The organism is Niveibacterium terrae (assembly GCF_048213115.1).
In the GTDB taxonomy this organism is placed as follows: domain Bacteria; phylum Pseudomonadota; class Gammaproteobacteria; order Burkholderiales; family Rhodocyclaceae; genus Niveibacterium; species Niveibacterium terrae.
Genome location: NZ_CP172404.1, coordinates 3,402,606 through 3,421,349 on the forward strand (window position 1 = coordinate 3,402,606; position 18,744 = coordinate 3,421,349).

At 62.9% G+C, this 18,744-nt stretch carries 15 protein-coding genes; 5 read left to right on the plus strand and 10 right to left on the minus strand.

Annotated features, from left to right (window positions below):
• Positions 1-49: 49 nt before the first annotated feature.
• Both ACHFB9_RS15770 and lgt read right to left on the minus strand, forming a co-directional pair.
• Positions 50-1,987: an alpha/beta hydrolase family protein gene (locus ACHFB9_RS15770; RefSeq protein ID WP_417068400.1), complete on the minus strand. Its 1,938-nt coding sequence runs from the start codon at positions 1,985-1,987 to the stop codon at positions 50-52.
• Between the two features lie 100 nt (positions 1,988-2,087).
• The gene (gene lgt, locus ACHFB9_RS15775) at positions 2,088-2,942 is read right to left on the minus strand and encodes a prolipoprotein diacylglyceryl transferase (protein WP_417068401.1); all 855 of its coding nucleotides are present in this window, start codon (positions 2,940-2,942) and stop codon (positions 2,088-2,090) included.
• 220 nt (positions 2,943-3,162) lie between these two features.
• On the opposite strand from lgt, the gene ilvD reads away from it, so the two are divergent.
• Together ilvD and ACHFB9_RS15785 are read left to right on the plus strand one after the other, a co-directional pair.
• Entirely contained in the window at positions 3,163-5,025 is a 1,863-nt protein-coding gene (ilvD, locus tag ACHFB9_RS15780) for a dihydroxy-acid dehydratase (protein ID WP_417068403.1), read from the plus strand.
• A 336-nt stretch (positions 5,026-5,361) separates the two neighbouring features.
• Positions 5,362-5,772, plus strand: coding sequence for a methylglyoxal synthase (locus tag ACHFB9_RS15785; protein ID WP_417068404.1), 411 nt, complete (start codon positions 5,362-5,364; stop codon positions 5,770-5,772).
• A 61-nt stretch (positions 5,773-5,833) separates the two neighbouring features.
• Here ACHFB9_RS15785 and ACHFB9_RS15790 read toward each other — a convergent pair whose 3' ends face one another.
• From ACHFB9_RS15790 to ACHFB9_RS15805, 4 genes are all read right to left on the minus strand, one after another.
• Positions 5,834-6,652 carry a THxN family PEP-CTERM protein gene (locus ACHFB9_RS15790; RefSeq protein ID WP_417068406.1) on the minus strand — a complete coding sequence of 273 codons (819 nt, stop codon included), beginning with the start codon at positions 6,650-6,652 and terminating at the stop codon, positions 5,834-5,836.
• A 245-nt stretch (positions 6,653-6,897) separates the two neighbouring features.
• On the minus strand, positions 6,898-8,409 hold the full coding sequence (locus tag ACHFB9_RS15795) for an ammonium transporter (RefSeq protein ID WP_417068408.1): 1,512 nt from the start codon (positions 8,407-8,409) through the stop codon (positions 6,898-6,900).
• A gap of 20 nt (positions 8,410-8,429) precedes the next feature.
• Positions 8,430-8,768 (minus strand): P-II family nitrogen regulator, encoded by a 339-nt coding sequence (glnK, locus tag ACHFB9_RS15800; protein WP_417068410.1) that lies wholly within the window; start codon positions 8,766-8,768, stop codon positions 8,430-8,432.
• Between the two features lie 58 nt (positions 8,769-8,826).
• The gene (locus tag ACHFB9_RS15805) at positions 8,827-9,612 is read right to left on the minus strand and encodes a TorF family putative porin (protein ID WP_417068411.1); all 786 of its coding nucleotides are present in this window, start codon (positions 9,610-9,612) and stop codon (positions 8,827-8,829) included.
• 261 nt (positions 9,613-9,873) lie between these two features.
• Between ACHFB9_RS15805 and ACHFB9_RS15810 the strand changes: the two genes are divergently transcribed.
• Both ACHFB9_RS15810 and ACHFB9_RS15815 read left to right on the plus strand, forming a co-directional pair.
• A complete protein-coding gene (locus ACHFB9_RS15810) occupies positions 9,874-10,137 on the plus strand; it encodes an accessory factor UbiK family protein (RefSeq protein ID WP_417068413.1) in 264 nt (87 codons plus the stop codon).
• A 72-nt stretch (positions 10,138-10,209) separates the two neighbouring features.
• Complete coding sequence (locus ACHFB9_RS15815) at positions 10,210-10,764, plus strand: cytochrome b (protein ID WP_417068414.1); 555 nt, start codon at positions 10,210-10,212, stop codon at positions 10,762-10,764.
• A 125-nt stretch (positions 10,765-10,889) separates the two neighbouring features.
• Here ACHFB9_RS15815 and ACHFB9_RS15820 read toward each other — a convergent pair whose 3' ends face one another.
• From ACHFB9_RS15820 to ACHFB9_RS15835, 4 genes are all read right to left on the minus strand, one after another.
• A complete protein-coding gene (locus ACHFB9_RS15820; protein ID WP_417068416.1) occupies positions 10,890-12,308 on the minus strand; it encodes a TolC family outer membrane protein in 1,419 nt (472 codons plus the stop codon).
• 79 nt (positions 12,309-12,387) lie between these two features.
• Positions 12,388-13,038, minus strand: coding sequence for a protein-L-isoaspartate O-methyltransferase family protein (locus tag ACHFB9_RS15825; protein WP_417068417.1), 651 nt, complete (start codon positions 13,036-13,038; stop codon positions 12,388-12,390).
• Between the two features lie 21 nt (positions 13,039-13,059).
• Entirely contained in the window at positions 13,060-16,209 is a 3,150-nt protein-coding gene (locus ACHFB9_RS15830) for an efflux RND transporter permease subunit (RefSeq protein ID WP_417068418.1), read from the minus strand.
• Positions 16,206-17,288, minus strand: coding sequence for an efflux RND transporter periplasmic adaptor subunit (locus ACHFB9_RS15835; RefSeq protein WP_417068420.1), 1,083 nt, complete (start codon positions 17,286-17,288; stop codon positions 16,206-16,208). Before ACHFB9_RS15835 ends, ACHFB9_RS15830 begins: the two co-directional genes overlap by 4 nt.
• A gap of 410 nt (positions 17,289-17,698) precedes the next feature.
• On the opposite strand from ACHFB9_RS15835, the gene ACHFB9_RS15840 reads away from it, so the two are divergent.
• Positions 17,699-18,742, plus strand: coding sequence for a permease (locus tag ACHFB9_RS15840; protein ID WP_417068421.1), 1,044 nt, complete (start codon positions 17,699-17,701; stop codon positions 18,740-18,742).
• The last annotated feature ends 2 nt before the right edge of the window (positions 18,743-18,744 follow it).

Here is an 18,744-nt window from a genome sequence, read left to right on the forward strand (position 1 = left end):
GCATAAAAAAGGGCGCCGCAGCACCCCCTTCCCGGAATTCACGTATCGCTCACTCGCCCAGCTGCTGCTTCAGATAGGCCTCGATCTTTGTCCATTCGTCGACCCGGTTGCTCTCCTTGTAGAAGCCGTGGCCTTCGCCCTGGACCATCATCAGTTCGACCGGCTTGCCCGCAGCGCGCAGCGCCGCGGCCATGTCGGTCGCATGCTTGGGGATCACCCGGGTATCTTCCTGACCCTGGGTGATCAGCACAGGCACCCGGAAGTTGGCGGCGGCATTGACCGGCGAAGTCGCTCGGAACTGCTCGGCGTCCTTCTTCGGGTCGCCGATCATGTCGCGCGCGTCGAAGTCGTACCATTTATCGGAACCGGACTCCTGCCAGTAGTTGCTCTTGAACATCAAGGCGAGGTCGCTGACGCCGAAGCGACTGACGACCCCCTTGTACAGTTCAGGCGTATAGGCGCCACCGGCCAGCGCCGCATAGCCACCGTAGCTCGCGCCGACGATCGCGACCCTCTTCGGATTAACGATGCCCTGCTCAACGAGGTATTTGATCCCATCGCTGAGGTCATCCTGCATCGCGCGGCCCCACTGCTTGAAACCGGCGGCGTAGTGTTTGCGGCCATAGCCCCCCGAACCGCGGTACTGAGGTTGCAGCACCGCGTAGCCGCGGTTCGCGAGGAACTGCACTTCACCATTCCAGCCCCAGTTGTCGCGAATGCCGAAAGGCCCGCCGTGCGGCATCACGATCAGCGGGAGATTCTTCTCCGCCCGTCCCGCAGGCAGGGTCAGGTAGGCGGGGATCTTCATGCCGTCGCGGGCCGCGTATTCGATCGGCCTCATCTCGGCCATCTGTGCCGGATCGATCCAGTCCTTCGTGGAGAAGAGTTCTTCGAGCTTGCGCTTCTCGCCCTCCCACAGATAGAAGCGACCGGGATCACGGTCGGAATAGGAATAGACGACGGCCCGGCTCCCGGCACGGCTGACGATCACATTGCGGTGGCCCGCCATCGCGGCATCGAGCCCCTTCTGCAAGGCGGCCATCTTGTCGTCAAACCACAGCGTGGCGCTGCGTTCGCTCTGATAGAGGACGCCCTGAATCTCTTGTGTTTTTGGATCGTAGATCACCCTGTCCAGATCGACCCGGGGATGGGCGGCCAACAGATCGCCGAGCTTGCGTTCCTTCAGGTCATAAGCGAAAAGAGCCATCGTCGGGCGCCCCTTGCTTGAGAAGACATAGAGTTCGCTCTCGTCGGCGCTGAGGCTGACGGGCAGCATCCGCCCTTCATCGTTTTCGTTGGCAGAGTTCAGCACTTCCCAGGGCGCATTGGCCGAGGCGCGATAGATGAGCTGTTCGATTCGCTTGCCGTCGTATTCCTCAACCCGCAGCGCGGCCCTGACCACTTCGTTACGGTCCAGGACCCAGCGGCTGACCTCGCCAACTATTCCGCCCGAAATCAGCCGCATCCGCGCTGTACGCGTATTGAGCCGATAGAGCTGGGGATGATCCGCGTTGTCTTCGTTCGAGACGACCCGAATTTCGTCTCCTTCACCGAAGCTGCGGGTAAAGGCCTTGTAACGCCCCAGAGTTGCAGCCAACTCCTTGAACGCCGAACCATCGCGATCGACCGCGAACAACCCACCACCCTGCTGCTCCGAAGCCGTCGTCTTCTGGTCGTTGACCGAGAAGACCAGACGCTGATCATTGACCCAGTTGAAATCAGCGACATCCATGTCTTTGTAAGCCGCGGCCAGCGTCACCTTGCGCTCAGCCAAGTCCATGACGGCCAGTGCCTTGCGCTCGGGCGCCGGGACCAACATCGCAAGCAAGCGCCCGGACGGCGACAGCTTGACCTCGGAATAGGCCGCGAAGCGCATGAAGTTCGCGACAGGTATCGGTGCCGGGACGGACTCCGCGCAAAGTGCGGGGAGCGGCAGCAGCAGGGCCAGCACCATCAATGCGGCTTGAAATCTTGATCTGCGATGCATCGAAAACACCTTGCAGGGTAAAGGGAGGCTTGAGTCTATCGACGAAACGCTCCCCGCCCAATATCGAAAATCGCATAAGCTTCGAAGCCGAATGACATGCTCAGCGCCAGTACCCCCGCTTCGCCAGAACCAGAGTGACAAAGCCGGCGAGTATCATCGGCAGCGACAGCCACTGGCCCATCGACAGGCTTCCCGCGAGCAGGCCCAGGAAATCGTCGGGCTGGCGCGCGAACTCGGCGATGAAGCGGAAGGAGCCGTAGCCGATCAGGAAGCAGGCGCTCATGAAGCCGACCGGCCTGGGCTTTTTCGACAGCCACCAGAGGATCGCGAACAGGCAAAGGCCTTCGAGCGCGAACTGGTAGAGCTGGGACGGATGGCGGGGCAGCCCTCCGTAGCGCTTGATCACTTCGAGCAGCGGCGGACTGAACACCGCCAGCATCCGGTCTTCGTGCCCGGCCTGCGGGAAAACCATCGCCCACCAGGCAGTCGGCGAAGTCACCCGGCCCCACAGCTCGCCGTTGATGAAGTTTCCGAGCCTGCCGGCCGCGAGACCCAGCGGCACCAGAGGCGCGACAAAATCGCCGACCTGGAAAAAGCTGCGCTTCGTCCGGTGGCCGAAATACCACAGTGCCGCCAGCACGCCGAGGAAACCTCCGTGGAAGCTCATCCCCCCCTGCCAGACCGCGAAGATATCGAGCGGATGGGAGAAGTAGAAGCCGGGCTTGTAGAACAGCACATAGCCCAGCCGCCCGCCCAGCACGACCCCGAGAACCCCGTAGAACAACAGGTCATCGAGATCCTTGTCGGCCCAACCGGTGATGGGCCCGCGCCGCGCCCGCCACTTGCCCAGGCTGACGAAGAGCAGGAAGGCCGCGAGGTACATCAGACCATACCAGCGGATCGCGAGAGGCCCCAGCGAGAGCGCAATCGGGTTGAACTGCGGATGAACAAGCATTGTTAGGCTTTCAGTTTCGCTAGAATTGAATTCTTGAGTCGGAAGCGAGGCGGTGCAACCCACCCCCGGCGTTCCGGCCGGATCGCTGCGGGATGACGGGTCAAACGCCCGAACGCCTGCAGAGCTGGCCGGACCCGCGTTCCGGAAAACCTGAATTGTATCGGTGACGGCGCAACAATACCCGTCGCCCGGCCCCTGAGCCGCTTTCTGGAGTCTGAACATGCCCGAATATCGTTCCCGAACCACTACTCACGGCCGCAACATGGCTGGCGCCCGCGCCCTGTGGCGTGCCACCGGCATGAAGGATGAGGATTTCGGCAAACCCATCATCGCGATCGCGAACAGCTTCACCCAGTTCGTGCCCGGCCACGTCCATCTGAAGGACATGGGTCAGCTCGTCGCCCGCGAGATCGAAGCGGCCGGAGGCGTCGCGAAGGAGTTCAACACGATCGCCGTGGACGACGGCATCGCGATGGGGCACGAAGGTATGCTCTATTCGCTGCCTTCGCGCGACCTGATCGCCGACTCGGTCGAGTACATGGTCAATGCGCACCGCGCCGACGCTCTGGTCTGCATCTCGAACTGCGACAAGATCACTCCGGGGATGCTGATGGCCGCGATGCGCCTCAATATCCCGACCGTGTTTGTGTCCGGCGGGCCGATGGAAGCGGGCCGGGTCACCGTGACCGACCCGGCGGGTCAGAAAGTGATCAAGCTCGACCTGATCGACGCGATGGTCAAAGCCGCCGACAGCCATGTCAGCGACGCCGACCTCGCAGCGATCGAACGCTCCGCCTGTCCGACCTGCGGCTCCTGCTCGGGCATGTTCACGGCCAACTCGATGAACTGCCTGACCGAAGCGCTGGGCCTGTCGCTGCCCGGCAACGGCACGGTCGTTGCGACCCACGCCGATCGCAAACAGCTCTTCCTGAAAGCGGGCCGCCTCGCGGTCGAGCTCTCCCGCCGCTATTACGAGCGCAACGACGAGACCGTGCTGCCGCGTTCGATTGCGACTTTTGAAGCCTTCGAGAACGCGATGAGCCTCGATATCGCAATGGGCGGCTCGACCAACACGGTGCTCCACCTGCTTGCGACGGCCAATGAGGCCGGAGTGCCCTTCACGATGGCCGATATCGATCGCCTCTCGCACAAAGTACCCTGCCTGTGCAAGGTCGCACCGGCTACCGACAAATTCCACGTCGAGGACGTGCACCGCGCCGGCGGAGTGATGGCGATCCTCGCCGAACTCGATCGCGGGGGCCTGATCCACCGCGGCACGCACACCGTGCACACGAAAACCTTGGGCGAAGCGCTGCACGTCTGGGACGTCATGCACGCGCACGACAATGCGGTCTTCGACTATTACCGCGCCGCGCCGGGCGGAGAGCGGACCGCCGTCGCATTCAGCCAGAACAAGCGCTTCCCTGAACTCGATCTCGATCGCAGCGCCGGGTGCATCCGCGATATCGAACACGCCTACACGAAGGACGGTGGCCTCGCAGTGCTCAGCGGCAACATTGCCGAGAAGGGCTGCATCGTCAAGACGGCCGGCGTCGATGAGTCGATCTGGAAATTCACTGGCAAGGCCGTCGTTTTCGAGAGCCAGGATGACGCGGTCGAGGCCATTCTCGGCGAGAAGGTCCAGGCCGGCGACGTCGTCGTGATCCGCTATGAAGGCCCCAAGGGCGGCCCGGGCATGCAGGAGATGCTCTACCCGACTTCGTATCTGAAGAGCCGGGGCCTGGGCAAGCAGTGCGCGCTCTTGACCGATGGACGCTTCTCGGGAGGCACCTCGGGTCTGTCGATCGGCCACGCGTCTCCGGAAGCAGCTTGCGGCGGCGCGATCGGCCTGATCGAAGATGGCGACACGATAGAGATCGACATCCCGAAGCGCAGCATCCATCTGGCGATCAGCGATGCCGAGCTCGTAAAGCGCCGCGCCGCGATGGAGGCGCGGGGCGACAAGGCCTGGCAGCCCCTCTCCCGCGTACGCCCGATCTCCCAGGCGCTGCAAGCCTATGCCGCGATGACGACCAGCGCGGATACAGGCGCGGTGCGCGATCTCGCGCAACTGCGCCGGTGAGGCGCTGAGCACTCGCTGCGCAAAGGCGCTTTTCCTTTGCGCAGACGCCCCAAAAGACAGGCGCGGAGCGCGACATCACGCAGCTGCGCCGGTGAGTGCTGGCTGCGCAAAGGCGCTTTCCCTTTGCGCAGACGACTCCAATAACCGGCGCGGTGCACGACCTCTCGCAGAACACCGGAGAGTGGAAAAGTGAGCAGACAAGCCCGGCACGGCCGGGCTTTTTTCTGAGCAGCAAGGAATGGAGCGATATCAAAGCTGAATCCTGTTTTTCGTCCGATCATCTATCCTTGTCGTCGGCAGCAAGCCACACCTCAAACCATAAAAGAGAACCGCGTAATGAAAACCGTTGCCCTGATCGCGCACGACCACCGTAAAGACCAGATCGTCGAATTCGCCCGCACGCACCGCGAAGCACTCACCCGCTGCAAGCTGATCGGGACCGGCACGACCAGCCACCGGATCCGCGAAGAGACGGGCCTTGCTGTCCACGGTCTGCTCTCCGGCCCGATGGGCGGCGACCAGCAGATCGGTGCGATGGTCGCTGAAGGCCGCGTCGATATCGTGATCTTCCTGCGCGACCCGCTGACCGCCCAGCCTCACGAACCCGACATCGGCGCGCTGCTGCGCATCTGCGACGTCCACGACGTGCCGCTGGCAACCAATCTGAACAGCGCCCACCAGCTGATCCGCGCGATCCTGCTCGACCTCGACGGTCCGGCCGAAGTCCAGGGAACGACCGCAGCCTGATTCCCCCGCGCCGTCAACGCAAAAACCCCGCCTGAGCGGGGTTTTCCTTTTTTGAAACCAGTCAGCGCCTGATCTTCCTGCGCATCAAGCCGACACCGAGCAGAGCCAGTCCGGTCAAAGCCAGCGATCCGGGCTCGGGAATGGTCAGCGGATTCGTCGAGACCGTGAAACCGAAATCGAGCAAGGTGTGCAGATATTCCTCGGTCGTGAAACCAACGCAGCGCTGACCCGAGGGGCCGCTCGTGATGCCGACCGTTGCGCACGCCGCATCGGTCAGCCAGTTCAGGTTGCCATTGGTCGGGAAGATATTGAGGTAATAGACCGTGTTGTCATAGGTAAAGGCCTGATTCTGCAGCACCGTGGTCATCACAAAGATGTCACGGCACGGAGTCGAACTGGACACCGTGCAGGGCGCTTCGTTCGGGGTTTCCTTGAACAGGATCTTCAGATTCAGCGGTGCGATGCTGGCCTTGGTCGATGCATCGCCAAGGATCCCCGAGGCGTAGAGGCTCAGAGTCGTCTGCATCATCGCGCTGGTCAGCGTCGTTCCGGAGACGGGCTTGTTATTGTGGGTCAGCTCGAGCCCCAGCCCCTGGTAGCTCCCCCCCGGAACACTCGTTCCGACGACATAGGTTTCCACGTTACCGATTGGATCCGCGCTGATCGCCAGCGAGCTGCGATTGGCCAACACGGAGCTTCCCCAGCTCAGGGTCTTGTGGTCCCAGCTCGTGAAGACCCCGGTCCCAGTTCCGGTCGGCGACGCGCTGGTCCACACCGTCGAGACCTGATAAGCCCAGTTCGAGACGATGGAAGCTTCGGCGGGCATCTGGGCAAGAAAGCCGAGCCCCAGAACCACAACCGATGCAGTGAGCAACTTCATGACCAACTCCTCAGAATGGCTTTTGCGCAGGGGCATGCATCTTTCGGGCCAGGAAGATCAGGATATAAAAACTCTTATAAAACAATACCTTGAAAACTCTCCGACGCACAACCGAAATAGATTCCAGTACGGGTGTAAAAAAACCTGACAAACGTCCGTGATGCATTTCCTCCCGGCACGGACGCAAAAAAGGGGCGCCCCTTGGGACGCCCCTTCAAACCAGCCGTTGCGGCCAGGGGAGGAGATCAGTAGTGGTAGGCGGATTCGCCGTGCGAGGTGATGTCCAGCCCTTCGCGTTCCTCTTCTTCCGGCACCCGCAGACCGACAGTCAGATCGACGATCTTGTAGGCGATGAAGGCGACGACCGCGGACCAGACCAAGGTCAGACCGACACCGGTCGCCTGAACCATGAGCTGCGACGAAATCGAGTAGTCCGGCGCGACCTTGTTCGTCACATAGTCCCAGATCCCGACGCCACCGAGCGAAGGCGAAGCGAAGACTCCGGTCAGCAGCGCACCGAGGATGCCACCGACACCATGGACGCCGAACACGTCGAGCGCATCGTCGGCACCGAGCAGCTTCTTCAGGCCATTGACGCCCCACAGACAGACCAGACCCGCAGCGAGGCCGATCACCAGCGCGCCGGCGACACCGACGAAACCGGCGGCCGGGGTGATCGCAACCATGCCGGCGACGGCACCGGAAGCGCCACCCAGCATCGAGGGCTTGCCCTTGATCAGCCATTCGGCGAAGAGCCAGGCCATCGCGGCGCAGGCGGTTGCAACCCAGGTATTGACGAAGGCGAGACCCGCGACGCCGTTCGCTTCGAGCGCGGACCCGGCGTTGAAGCCGAACCAGCCGAACCACAGCAGCGAGGCACCAACCATCGTCAGCGTCAGGCTGTGCGGAGCCATCGATTCCTTGCCGTAACCGATACGCTTGCCGATCAGGAAGGCGCCGACCAAGCCCGCAACCGCGGCGTTGATATGGACGACGGTACCGCCCGCGAAATCGAGCGCGCCCTTCTGGAACATGAAGCCGGCGGTCGCGGTCAGCTTGTCCGCAGCGGCAGCCGAGACATAACCGTCAGGACCTGCCCAGTACCAGACCATGTGGCAGACGGGCAGATAGCTGAACGTAAACCACAGCACCGAGAACAGCATCACCGCCGAGAATTTGATCCGTTCGGCGAAGGCGCCGAGGATCAGCGCCACCGTGATCGCGGCAAAAGCGCCCTGGAAGGCCACATAGATGAACTCGCTCAGTGCAACTCCCTTCGTGAAGGTCGCAGCGATCGAGTCCGGCGTGATGCCCTTCAGGAAGATCTTGTCGAAGCCACCGATGAACGCATTGCCTTCAGTGAAGGCCAGCGAATACCCGTAGACGACCCACAGCACCGTGATCAGCGAGAACACCGCGAAGCACTGCAGCAGCACCGACAGCGCATTCTTGGTCCGCACCAGGCCGCCGTAGAACAGCGCCAGACCGGGAACGGTCATCAGGATCACAAAGGCAGCCGAGACGAGCAGCCAGGCATTGTCGCCCTTGTTCGGAACCGGAGCGGCAGCGGCAGGTGCGCTGGCGTCTGCGGCCGGAGCCGCAACAGCCGGCGCGGCAGCGGGAGCCTCGGCGGCCGGAGCGGAAGCCTCGGTCACGGCGGGAGCGCTCGCGGGATCGGCCGGCTTGTCATCGGCCCAGGCCATACTGCCAAAGCCGACGGCGGCTGCCGCCAACAGGATGGCAAGCATCTTTTTCATGTCTGTTTCTCCCTGGATTCTCAGAGTGCTTCGCCGCCGGTCTCGCCGGTGCGAATGCGGATGGCTTGTTCGAGATCGAAAACGAAGATCTTTCCGTCGCCGATCTTTCCGGTGTTGGCGGATTTCTCGATCGCTTCGATGACCTGATCGAGCAGTTCGTCGGCGATCGCGATTTCGATTTTGACCTTGGGCAGGAAATCGACGACGTATTCCGCACCGCGATAAAGCTCGGTGTGCCCCTTCTGGCGGCCGAAACCCTTGACCTCGGTGACCGTGATTCCCTGAACACCGATCGCGGAAAGGGCTTCTCTGACCTCGTCAAGCTTGAAGGGCTTGATGATGGCGGTAACGAATTTCATGCTGGCTCCTTGCAATGTCGCGCGGCGGCCCTATGCCCGCCGCTCGCGAATCAGTTGATCAGAGGGTTTTGCCGACGGTCAGCACGACGCGTCCGGAACCCAGATTCTTGTCGTAGGCGTTGCGATAAAACTGGCCGGCATCACCCTTCGCATTGGTGCCGACATAGGAGAGGCCCCAGCTCAACCCGAGCGCATCCTTGGAAACACCCAGCTTCCAGTCGGTGTAGGACGCGTCGTCATAGCCTTTGACGTTCTGATAGCCGACGTGAGTCGTCAGATTGACCCCGGCGCCGACATCGAAGACTCCGGTCGCATCGAGGTAATAGCTGCCGTTGGTCTTGTCGCCGTTGGGCGCCTTGGCGCCGAACAGATTCGTGAAGGAATACGAACCCTTGACCGTGAACCACTTCCAGGTACCCGCCGCATAGCCTTCAAAGGTATTCGGGCTGGTAAAACCATCGGGATATTTCCCCGGGTAGTAATACTCGAGGACACCGACGTCGTAGCTGATATCGCCGGCCTTTCCCTTATAGCCGCCGTAGACGTCCATCTCGATCGGCGCCGAGACTCCGGACGTGCCCGACCAGGCCGAGCTTTGATCGGAGAGCCAGCTGATGCTCGAAGCCCAGGTTCCCAGATAGACACCGCTCGAATGCGCATAATCGAATCCGCCCTGGATGGCCGGCTTGTGATTGCTCTGGGCGATGCCGCGATAGAGGTATTCAGAAGCAAGAGTCACATTGCCCGTCAGGGTATGGTCAGGGGCGGGAGCTTCTTCGGCAAGAGCCGCGGAGGAAACGGCGAAGGCACCGAGGAAGGCTAGAGCGAGGGGGGTCTTGCGCATGAAGCAGTGCATGGAATTCTCCCTGTTTGAATATGAAACACTTGGCGTGATCCATTACGCACGAAGCGTGCCACCCACTCTCTCTCCGCAAATCGGGCCCGCAAACCGGGCCAGAACAGGGGCTACGCACCGCGCTGAGACGCCAGGCTTTGATCATTGCACCAACATAGAGCACAAACACAGGCATTCCTCCCGCGCACCAGTCAGGTGCAAAAACCTGCGTGCTACACTGAATCGCCGCTTTCTTTTCCAGGAGCCACCATGATCGAAACACCCAAATTCGTCGAAGAAGCCCAGAAGAAGATCAGTCAATTGCTGGAGAACACCCCGGCCGCCGACATCGAGCGCAACCTCAAAGCGCTGCTTGCCTCGCTGCTCGTCAAGATGGATCTGGTGACCCGCGAGGAATTCGAGGTCCAGCGCGAATTGCTGTCCCGCGCGCGCGAGACACTCGCTCAGCAGGAAGCGCGGATCACGGAACTGGAAGCCCGCCAGGCAGGAGCAGATAAACAAATCGAACCCTGAGCACAAATCGCGGTCACAGACGCGGAACGGAGCGCGGAACGCACTCCGGGGATCCATTCACGAGGAATCGAAATGAGTCAGCCTTCTGCCGCCTACACTTCCACCGCGATCGCGCTGCACTGGCTGATCGCGCTTCTGATCTTCCTCGCCTTTCCGGTCGGCCTGTACATGGCCGATCTGCCGGCTTCTCCCGGCAAGTACGCGATCTACGGCTATCACAAATGGGCCGGGATCACCGTGCTGGCTCTGGTGCTGATCCGCGTCGTCTGGCGCGCGACCCACCGTCCGCCCGAGCTCCCCGCCAGCATGGGCCGCTTCGAGCAGGTGCTGGCCAAAGCCGGTCACCACACGCTGTACCTGCTGATGGTGCTGACTCCGCTGAGCGGCTGGCTGTTCAGCTCGGCGCGCGGTCACCAGACGATCTGGTTCGGCGTGCTGCCGCTACCCGATCTGGTGCCGAAAAACGACGCGCTGGGCGACATCCTGCACGAGAGCCACGAGGTCCTGGCCTGGCTGATCGTGCTGATCGCATTGGGTCACGCCGCCGTGGCGCTCAAGCACCACTTCATCGAAAAGGACGGAGTGCTCGCGAGGATGCTGCCATGGGGTGGAAGAGGAGTTAAGTGACGAAGAGGAGCTTCTCCTCGTGTACAACGCACGCCAACGTTTTCTGAGCCTTTCGTCTGGCGCGGAGCTTCAAAAGAATCAAAAAAGCGGAGCCTCAGCTCCGCTTTTTCGTTCCCCCAAACCCGTCACTTCTTCTTGCGCCCGGTCAGCGCGTCAGCCGCGCTCTTCTTGTTGCCCGGCTCGGTCTTCGGCGTCGTATCCGGCAAAGTGATCGGCCGGCCGGCCGCCTCGGGGTCGAGCAGGCCGTTGATCGCCTGGATGTCGGTCTCCCCCAGAGTTCCGGTCGCGCTCTTGAGCTGGAGCTGGGCCAGCAGCGTGTCATAGCGGGCCCGCGAGAGCTGGCGGAAAGTATCGAAGAACTGGGTCTCGGCGTTCAGCACGTCGATATTGATCCGCACTCCGACCTGATAGCCCAGCTTGTTTGCTTCGACGGCGCTGCGCGACGAGAGCAGCGCCGCCTCGTAGCCCGCAACCTGCGCGATTCCGCTGGTCACACCGAGGTAGGCCTGGCGCACGCCCAGGGACGCGGCGCGCCGGGCATCCTCGTAATCGGAGCGAGCCTTGTCGCGCAGCGCCAGCGATTCGCGCACCTTGGACTGCGTATAGCCGCCGGCGAAGATCGGCAGGCTCAGCTGCACACCGATCGACCCCGAAGTGATTTTCGACTCGGTCGCCGTGATGCCGCCGATCGCATTGTTGTTGGTCGCCCCATAGCTCGCGACGATGTCGGCGGTCGGCAGGTGGCCGGCACGGTTGCTCGACAGCGTCTTGTTGGCGATCTCGGCCGCCAGCTTCGCGGCCTGGACTCCGAAGTTGTCCTCCTCGGCGCGCGTGGCCCACTGAGCCATGTCGGCAGGCTGAGGCGAGTCGAAATGCACCCCTTCGCGCAGCGGAGCCAGCGCGTTGTATTCCTTGCCCGTGTAGCGGCGCAGCGTCTCGCGCTTGATCTCGACATTCGCCGAAGCGGCCGCCTCATTGGCGACGACAAGGTCAAAGCGCGACTGGGCTTCATGGACGTCGGTGATCGTCGTCGTGCCGACTTCAAAGCTCTTCTTCGCGAGTTCGAGCTGCTGCATCGTTGCCCCCTTCTGGGCCACGATGCTGGCCAGCGTCTCCTGGGCATTGAGCAGATCGAAATAGGCGCCGGCAACGCGAAGGACCAGATCCTGACGCGCGCTTTCAAGCTGCAGTTCGGAGACCGTCGAGGCGAGATTGCCCTGCTCGTACTGATACCAGTTCTGCATCCGGAACAGCGGCTGGGTCAGCTGCACGCCCCACTGATTGCTCCCATAGCGACCGCTGTAGCCGGGCAGGGGGCGCTTGATTTCGGAATCGTTGTACTGCACGGTCGCCGAAGCACCGATCTGGGGCAGAAGTCCCGCCCGCCCCTGAATCCGGCTCTCCTGCCCCGCCGCAGCCTGGGAGCGCGCCGACGCGAACTGCGCATCGAACGCGAAGGCGTCCCGATAAACCCCAAGAAGATCGGCGGCAACCGCCCCTTCGGCAAAAAGTCCAGCGATCAACACGGCAAGCATTCGCTTCATGGTGACAGTCTCTCCGTCGCTTTGATTCGGAATTCCCGGATCAGACACCCGCGATGTATCCGGGAAATTTCGCGGAAGATCAGAACGAAAACCCGGAATGCGCCGACTGGCGCAGCTCGGGCACCAGAGTATCGAAAACGACGGACTTGCGGATTCTCCCCTCTGCGGTTTTCGTGTACAGCGTGGCCTGCATCACGGGAGCACGGCCGACAAACGCGAACAGACGACCTCCCGCCGCGAGCTGATCGAACAGGACGTCCGGAAGCTCCTGGACGCCGCCAGAGAGCAGGATTGCGTCATAGGGAACACCGGCCGGCCACCCCGCAAGGCCATCGCCTTGCTCGACAGTCACGTTGTCGACGCCGGCGCTTTGCAGCGCGCGCTGCGCAAGCGCCGCGAGTTCGGGATCGATCTCGACAGCCCGGACCCATTCGGCGCGGTGCGCGAGCAGGGCCGCCATGCCCCCCGAACCGGCCCCCACTTCAAGCACCTTGTCGCCGGGCTTGATCGCCAGTGCCTGAAGAATCTTGGCTTCCAGCTTGGGTTCGAGCATCCTCTGTCCCTTGCCGATCGGCAGCTCGGTGTCGGTGAATGCCTGGGCGCGCAGCGCCTCGGGCACGAAGAGTTCACGCTTGACGCTCGCAAGCGCCTCCAGAACTTCGGGATCGAACACGTCCCAGGGACGGATCTGCTGCTCGATCATGTTGAAACGCGCACGCTCAAAATCCATCTTCTTCCCCGAAAACAATCGTCAGGCTTTCGATTCTAGCGCGCGCCGAGGAGGAGGAGTCACCCTGTCCCAGGCCGCATAGAGCGCGGGCAGGAAAATCAGCGTCAGAACGGTCGCGACCGCGAGCCCTCCCATGATTGCGACCGCCATCGGTCCGAAGAAATCGCTGCGGGCCAGCGGGATCATCGCCAGAATCGCCGCGGCGGCGGTCAGCATGATCGGGCGGAAGCGCCTGACCGCCGATTCGATGATCGCCTCCCAGGGCGTGCGCCCGGCCTGAAGATCCTGGCGGATCTGGTCGACAAGGATCACCGAGTTGCGCATGATCATTCCTGACAGCGCGATCGTGCCGAGCATCGCGACAAAGCCGAAAGGCTGACCGAAGACGAGCAGCGAAATCACGACGCCGATCAGCCCCAGAGGCGCGGTCAGCAGTACCATCGCGGTCCGCGAAAAGCTCTGCAACTGCACCATCAGCACGGTCAGCACAACGAGCAGGAAGAGCGGAATACCGGCGGCGACCGCCTTGCCGCCCTTCGCACTCTCCTCGACCGTGCCTCCGACATCGATGTGATAGCCCAGAGGCAGCTTGGTGCGCAGCGCTTCGATCTTCGGCATCAGCCGCTCGGTCACCGTTGCAGGCAGCTCGGCCCCGTAGAGGTTGGCCCGCACGGTCACGGTCGGCACGCGGTCGCGGCGCCAGATCACCCCCGGCTCGTAGCCGTATTCGAAGCTCGCAACCTGGGTCAGCGGCACTCCCCGCCCCGTCCCGGTCGGGATCACCAGTTCGGTGAGCAGCGAGAGCTTCTCGCGCTCTTCCCGCGTGCCGCGCACGACGAGCTGTATCGTTTCGATTCCTTCGCGGTACTGGCTGATGGTCTGCCCGCTGACCGTCGCGTTGAGCAGCGTCGAAATATCGGCAACCGACAGCCCGAGCAGCCTCGCCTTTTCGGGGTCGACATGGACCTTGACGAGCTTGGAAGCTTCATCCCAGTCCTTCTGCACATTCGACAAAACCGGTTCGCCACGCATGACCCCGAGCACCTTGTCGGCGATCTTGTGGATCTCGCCGTGCTCGGGCCCGCTGACCCGGAACTGCACAGGAAAGCCCACCGGAGGGCCGGTCTCCAGCCGCGTGATCGATGCGCGCAGCTCGCTGAAGTCGCGGGCGAACAATGCGATCAGCCGACTGCGCAGCGCCTCGCGCTCGACGGCTCCGTGGGTCAGCACGACAAATTGGGCAAAGTTCGCCTGGGGCAGCTGCTGATCCAGAGGCAGATAGAAACGCGGGCTGCCGGTGCCGACATAGGCAACGTAGTTCTCAATCCCCTTTTCCCGGGCCAGCACCTTCTCGAAGCGCCGAACCGCCGAATCCGCCGCAGCAAAGGATGCCCCCTGGGCGAGGCGAAGATCGACGACGAGTTCGGGCCGCGTCGAATCGGGAAAGAACTGCTGGGGAATGAAGCGGAAGCCCCAGATCGCAACCGCGAAAGCCGCCAGCGTCACCGCGATCGTGACCCAGCGATACCGTACGCAGACCTCGACGAAGGCGCGGAAGCGCCGGTAGAAAGAAGTCTGGTACAAGCTGTCCTCGCTGTGCCCCGGCGCGGGCGCCAGACGCGCGGCCAGAGCGGGCGAGAGCGTCGCGAGCCAGCGCCGCAAACGCCCCACTTCGCGCTTCGCCGCGTGATCGGGCAACAGGTGGTAGCCCAGATAGGGCACGAAGAGCACAGCGGCGATCCAGGAGAGCAGCAGCGCGATCACGATGACCTGGAAGATCGCGCGCGTGTATTCGCCGGTGCTCGACTGCGCGGTCGCGATCGGCAGGAAGCCAGCCGCGGTGATCAGCGTTCCGGACAGCATCGGCATTGCCGTCGACGTATAGGCGAAGCTCGCCGCTTTGCTCCTCTCCCAGCCCTGCTCCATCTTGGTCGCCATCATCTCGACCGCGATGATCGCGTCGTCCACCAAGAGGCCAAGCGCCATGATCAGCGCGCCAAGCGAGATCTTGTGCAGCCCGATATCGCTGACCTGCATCACGAAGAACGTGATCGCCAGCACGACCGGAATCGAGATCGCGACGACGATCCCGGTGCGCAGCCCCAACGAGAGCAGGCTCACCGCCAGCACGATCAGTACCGCTTCGGCAAGCGAGCGGACGAACTCATGGACCGACTGCTGAACCGCATGCGGCTGATCGGCGACGCGTTCGAGCTTCACGCCCACCGGAAGCTGCTTGTCGACTGTCGCGATGATACGGTCCAGGCTACGCCCGAGCGCGACGATATCGCCGCCTGAACGCATCGCTATGCCGATCCCCAACGCCGGCTGCCCCATGTAGCGCATCGCATCCTGGGGCGGATCGGCATAGCCGCGGCGCACTTCGGCGATGTCGCCGAGGCGAAAGCTCCGCTCGGCGGCCCGGACCGGCAGGGCCCGCAAGCTCTCCAGCGAATCGAACTTGCTGTCCGGACGCAGATAGATCCGCTCATCACGAAGCTCGAATGAGCCAGCCGGACTCACCGCGTTCTGGGCCGCGATCGCTTGCGCGATCGCGCGCTGATCGACCCCCAGAGTCGCGAGCTTCAGATTCGAGAACTCGACCCAGATCCGTTGCTCCTGCTCGCCGAACAGATCGACCTTGCCGACGTCCTCGACCTTGAGCAGTTCGAGGCGGATCTGTTCCGCGTAGCGCTTCAGATCCGCCGGGCTCATTCCGTCGCCAACCAGGGCCAGGATATTCCCGTAGGTGTCGCCGAACTCGTCGTTGAAGAAAGGCCCCTGGACCCCCTGCGGCAGCGTATAGGCGATATCGCCAACCCGCTTGCGGATCTGGTAGAACAGCTCGGGCATCCGGGTCGATGGAAGACTGTCCCGGGCGACCAGCATCACCGTCGACTCGCCCGGCTGGGAATAGCTGCGGATGAAATCGGTCTCGCCGAGCTGCTGGATCTTCTTCTCGATCTTGTCGGTGACCTGCTGCTCGACTTCGTGCGCGCTCGCGCCCGGCCACAGGGTCTTGATCACCATGACCTTGAAAGTGAAGGGCGGATCCTCGGACTGCCCCAGGTGCGTATAGGCGAGCGCACCGACCAGAGTCAGCACGACGACCAGGAAGAGCACCAGTTGCTGGTGGCGAAGTCCCCAGTCGGAAAAGTTGAACCGCCTCATCGTGCGGAATCCAGCGAGACCGCCTGCGTTTCAGGCAGGGCCTTGACCTTCATCCCCGCAGCCAGCGTGTGGGCTCCGACCACGACCACCTGGTCGCCATCGGCGAGGCCGCGCGCGATCACGACGCCGTCCTCGCGCAAGGCTGCAACATCGACGCTGCGCTGCGTGAGGCGCCCGTCGCGGCCAACGATCCAGACCACGCTACCGCCATTGCGCGCGATCACCGCGCCGTTGGGCAGCACGACTCGCGCTGCCGCCGCGCCGGGAAAGACCACGGCCGCCGTCGCACCGAGCGCAAGCCCGTCCCCCTGCACCGCGACACGAACCGGGAAGGTCCGCGTTGCAGCGTCGGCGGCGGCACCGACCTCGGTAACCTTGCCGAGCAGCGCAACGTTCGGATCGGTCCAGGGCCGCACCAGCACCGATGCGCCCAGCTTGACCGCCGCGATCCTCTTCTCGGGCACATAGATCTGTACTTCCATGCCGTCGCCGCGCGTGAGCCTCATGACCGGCTGGCCTGCCGCGATAATCTGTCCCGCCTCGGCAAAGACCGCGGTGACCTTTCCATCGCCGTCGGCGATCAGATTCGCATAGCCGGTCTGGTTGCCCGCGACCGAAGCCTGGGCCTGAGCCTGCTTGAGCCGGGACTGCGCCGCGAGCAGCACGGTGTGGCGCTGGTCGACGACCGATGCGGACACGAAATCCCGGCTCGCGAGCTGTTTGACCCGCTCATATTCGACGTTGGCAAGCTTCAGATCCGCCTCGGCCGCCGCAACCTGGGCGCGCGCCGCGCTCGCCGACAAGGCGATATCCTGGGGGTCGAGCCGCGCGAGGATCTGCCCTCGCCTGACCTGATCACCCAGCTTGACCCGGCGCTCGACCATCTTGCCGGAGACGCGAAACCCCAGGTCGGCCTCGACATGAGCGCGCACTTCGCCCGAGTAGACGTTCAGCGAGTCGGCCGAACCCAGGCGCACGATCCGGACCAGCACGGAGCGAAGCACTTCAGCCCTGCCCTCCTCCTTGACGCAGGCGGTCAGCGCCAGCAGCGCACACAGCAGGGAAGCTGCAACTCTCATCAGGGAAGTCCCTTTTCCACGGCGCTCCGCGCCGAAAGCTCCGAAACCGTCTGTTCCCCCGCGCGGGCTGAGCGCGGGCAGGAAAGCTTTCCCGCTTCCGCACACAGACCATCAGTCTGTCGCCACGCTCGCGGAAGCGCTCTCGGAAAATCGTCCGCAATCGGAAAAATTACCGGCTTCGCCTCTCTTCTCTCGCTGCACGCGCCTCCGCAAGCCGAACTACAGATATAGCGTAGGTTTCGTCGCCTGGCGCGGCGACCGACCTCTTGTTCGGCGCCACACGATGTTCAAATGTCGGGCCCTGAGTAGCCAAAAGAAGACAAGGGCATCCGGGCTTCAGGCGGGAAGCAGCATCCTTTTCCGCGTTCATGCGTCTCCCTCGGGTGAAATTCATCCAAACAAGGAAAAGCATGAACACGATCACCTTCCCTTCCAGACCCCTGAACCGCTGGCTGGTTCAGCTGATGGTGGCCGCCCCGTTGTGGTACGCAGCCCTCCTCTTCCTGGATCCCGCAGCCTCCGCGCTGGTCCGCGCATTCGGTCTGTCGCGGCAGAACGCCTGGGGAGAGGCCGTCCATTTCTTTCTCTACGACACCCCCAAAATCCTGCTGCTACTCGGTGGCATCGTGTTCCTGATGGGGATTGTCCAGAGCTTCTTTTCCCCGGAAAAAACGCGTGCCTTGCTCTCCGGCCGTCGCGCCGGGCTTGGCAATGTCCTTGCGGCCTCTCTGGGCATCGTCACCCCCTTCTGTTCCTGTTCCGCGGTGCCGCTTTTCATCGGCCTTCTGTCAGCGGGCGTGCCGTTGGGCGTGACCTTCTCTTTCCTGATTTCCGCCCCGATGGTCAATGAAGTCGCGCTCGCGCTGCTCTTCGGGATGTTCGGGTGGAGAGTCGCCATTCTCTACCTGGGTCTGGGTCTGCTGGTCGCGATCGTCGCCGGCTTGATCATCGGCAAGCTGCGGATGGAAAACCACCTGGAGGACTGGGTGCAGAAGATCGCCCGCGGCGAGACTCCCGTGCAGGATGGCCCGAGGATGGACTGGGCCCAGCGATTCGACTCGGCGTTTGGCCACGTCAAGGAGATCCTCGCCAAGGTCTGGCTCTACGTCGTCATCGGCATCGCGCTGGGCGCAGCAATCCATGGCTATGTACCCGAGAATCTGCTCGCATCGCTGATGGGGCGCGACTCATGGTGGTCGGTGCCGGTCGCTGTGCTGATCGGAGTTCCGCTCTATACCGGTGCGGCCGGCGTTTTTCCGATCGTCCAGGCCTTGATCGCCAAAGGCGCGGCCTTGGGCACGGTGCTGGCCTTCATGATGAGCGTGATCGCGCTCTCCGCCCCCGAAATCCTGATCCTGCGCAAAGCCCTCAAACCACGCCTGATCGCCACTTTCGTCGGAATCGTCGCCAGCGGAATCATGCTGGTCGGATACGTCTTCAATGCCGTGCTCTGAGG

What these genes read in the sequence shown, in the direction of transcription:
- ACHFB9_RS15835 (WP_417068420.1), bottom strand. Translation starts at nt 17,288, where the DNA reads ATGAGAGTTGCAGCTTCCCTGCTGTGTGCGCTGCTGGCGCTGACCGCC.
- lgt (WP_417068401.1), bottom strand. Translation starts at nt 2,942, where the DNA reads ATGCTTGTTCATCCGCAGTTCAACCCGATTGCGCTCTCGCTGGGGCCT.
- ilvD (WP_417068403.1), top strand. Translation starts at nt 3,163, where the DNA reads ATGCCCGAATATCGTTCCCGAACCACTACTCACGGCCGCAACATGGCT.
- ACHFB9_RS15795 (WP_417068408.1), bottom strand. Translation starts at nt 8,409, where the DNA reads ATGAAAAAGATGCTTGCCATCCTGTTGGCGGCAGCCGCCGTCGGCTTT.
- ACHFB9_RS15830 (WP_417068418.1), bottom strand. Translation starts at nt 16,209, where the DNA reads ATGAGGCGGTTCAACTTTTCCGACTGGGGACTTCGCCACCAGCAACTG.
- ACHFB9_RS15810 (WP_417068413.1), top strand. Translation starts at nt 9,874, where the DNA reads ATGATCGAAACACCCAAATTCGTCGAAGAAGCCCAGAAGAAGATCAGT.
- ACHFB9_RS15825 (WP_417068417.1), bottom strand. Translation starts at nt 13,038, where the DNA reads ATGGATTTTGAGCGTGCGCGTTTCAACATGATCGAGCAGCAGATCCGT.
- ACHFB9_RS15770 (WP_417068400.1), bottom strand. Translation starts at nt 1,987, where the DNA reads ATGCATCGCAGATCAAGATTTCAAGCCGCATTGATGGTGCTGGCCCTG.
- glnK (WP_417068410.1), bottom strand. Translation starts at nt 8,768, where the DNA reads ATGAAATTCGTTACCGCCATCATCAAGCCCTTCAAGCTTGACGAGGTC.
- ACHFB9_RS15815 (WP_417068414.1), top strand. Translation starts at nt 10,210, where the DNA reads ATGAGTCAGCCTTCTGCCGCCTACACTTCCACCGCGATCGCGCTGCAC.
- ACHFB9_RS15805 (WP_417068411.1), bottom strand. Translation starts at nt 9,612, where the DNA reads ATGCGCAAGACCCCCCTCGCTCTAGCCTTCCTCGGTGCCTTCGCCGTT.
- ACHFB9_RS15840 (WP_417068421.1), top strand. Translation starts at nt 17,699, where the DNA reads ATGAACACGATCACCTTCCCTTCCAGACCCCTGAACCGCTGGCTGGTT.
- ACHFB9_RS15820 (WP_417068416.1), bottom strand. Translation starts at nt 12,308, where the DNA reads ATGAAGCGAATGCTTGCCGTGTTGATCGCTGGACTTTTTGCCGAAGGG.
- ACHFB9_RS15785 (WP_417068404.1), top strand. Translation starts at nt 5,362, where the DNA reads ATGAAAACCGTTGCCCTGATCGCGCACGACCACCGTAAAGACCAGATC.
- ACHFB9_RS15790 (WP_417068406.1), bottom strand. Translation starts at nt 6,652, where the DNA reads ATGAAGTTGCTCACTGCATCGGTTGTGGTTCTGGGGCTCGGCTTTCTT.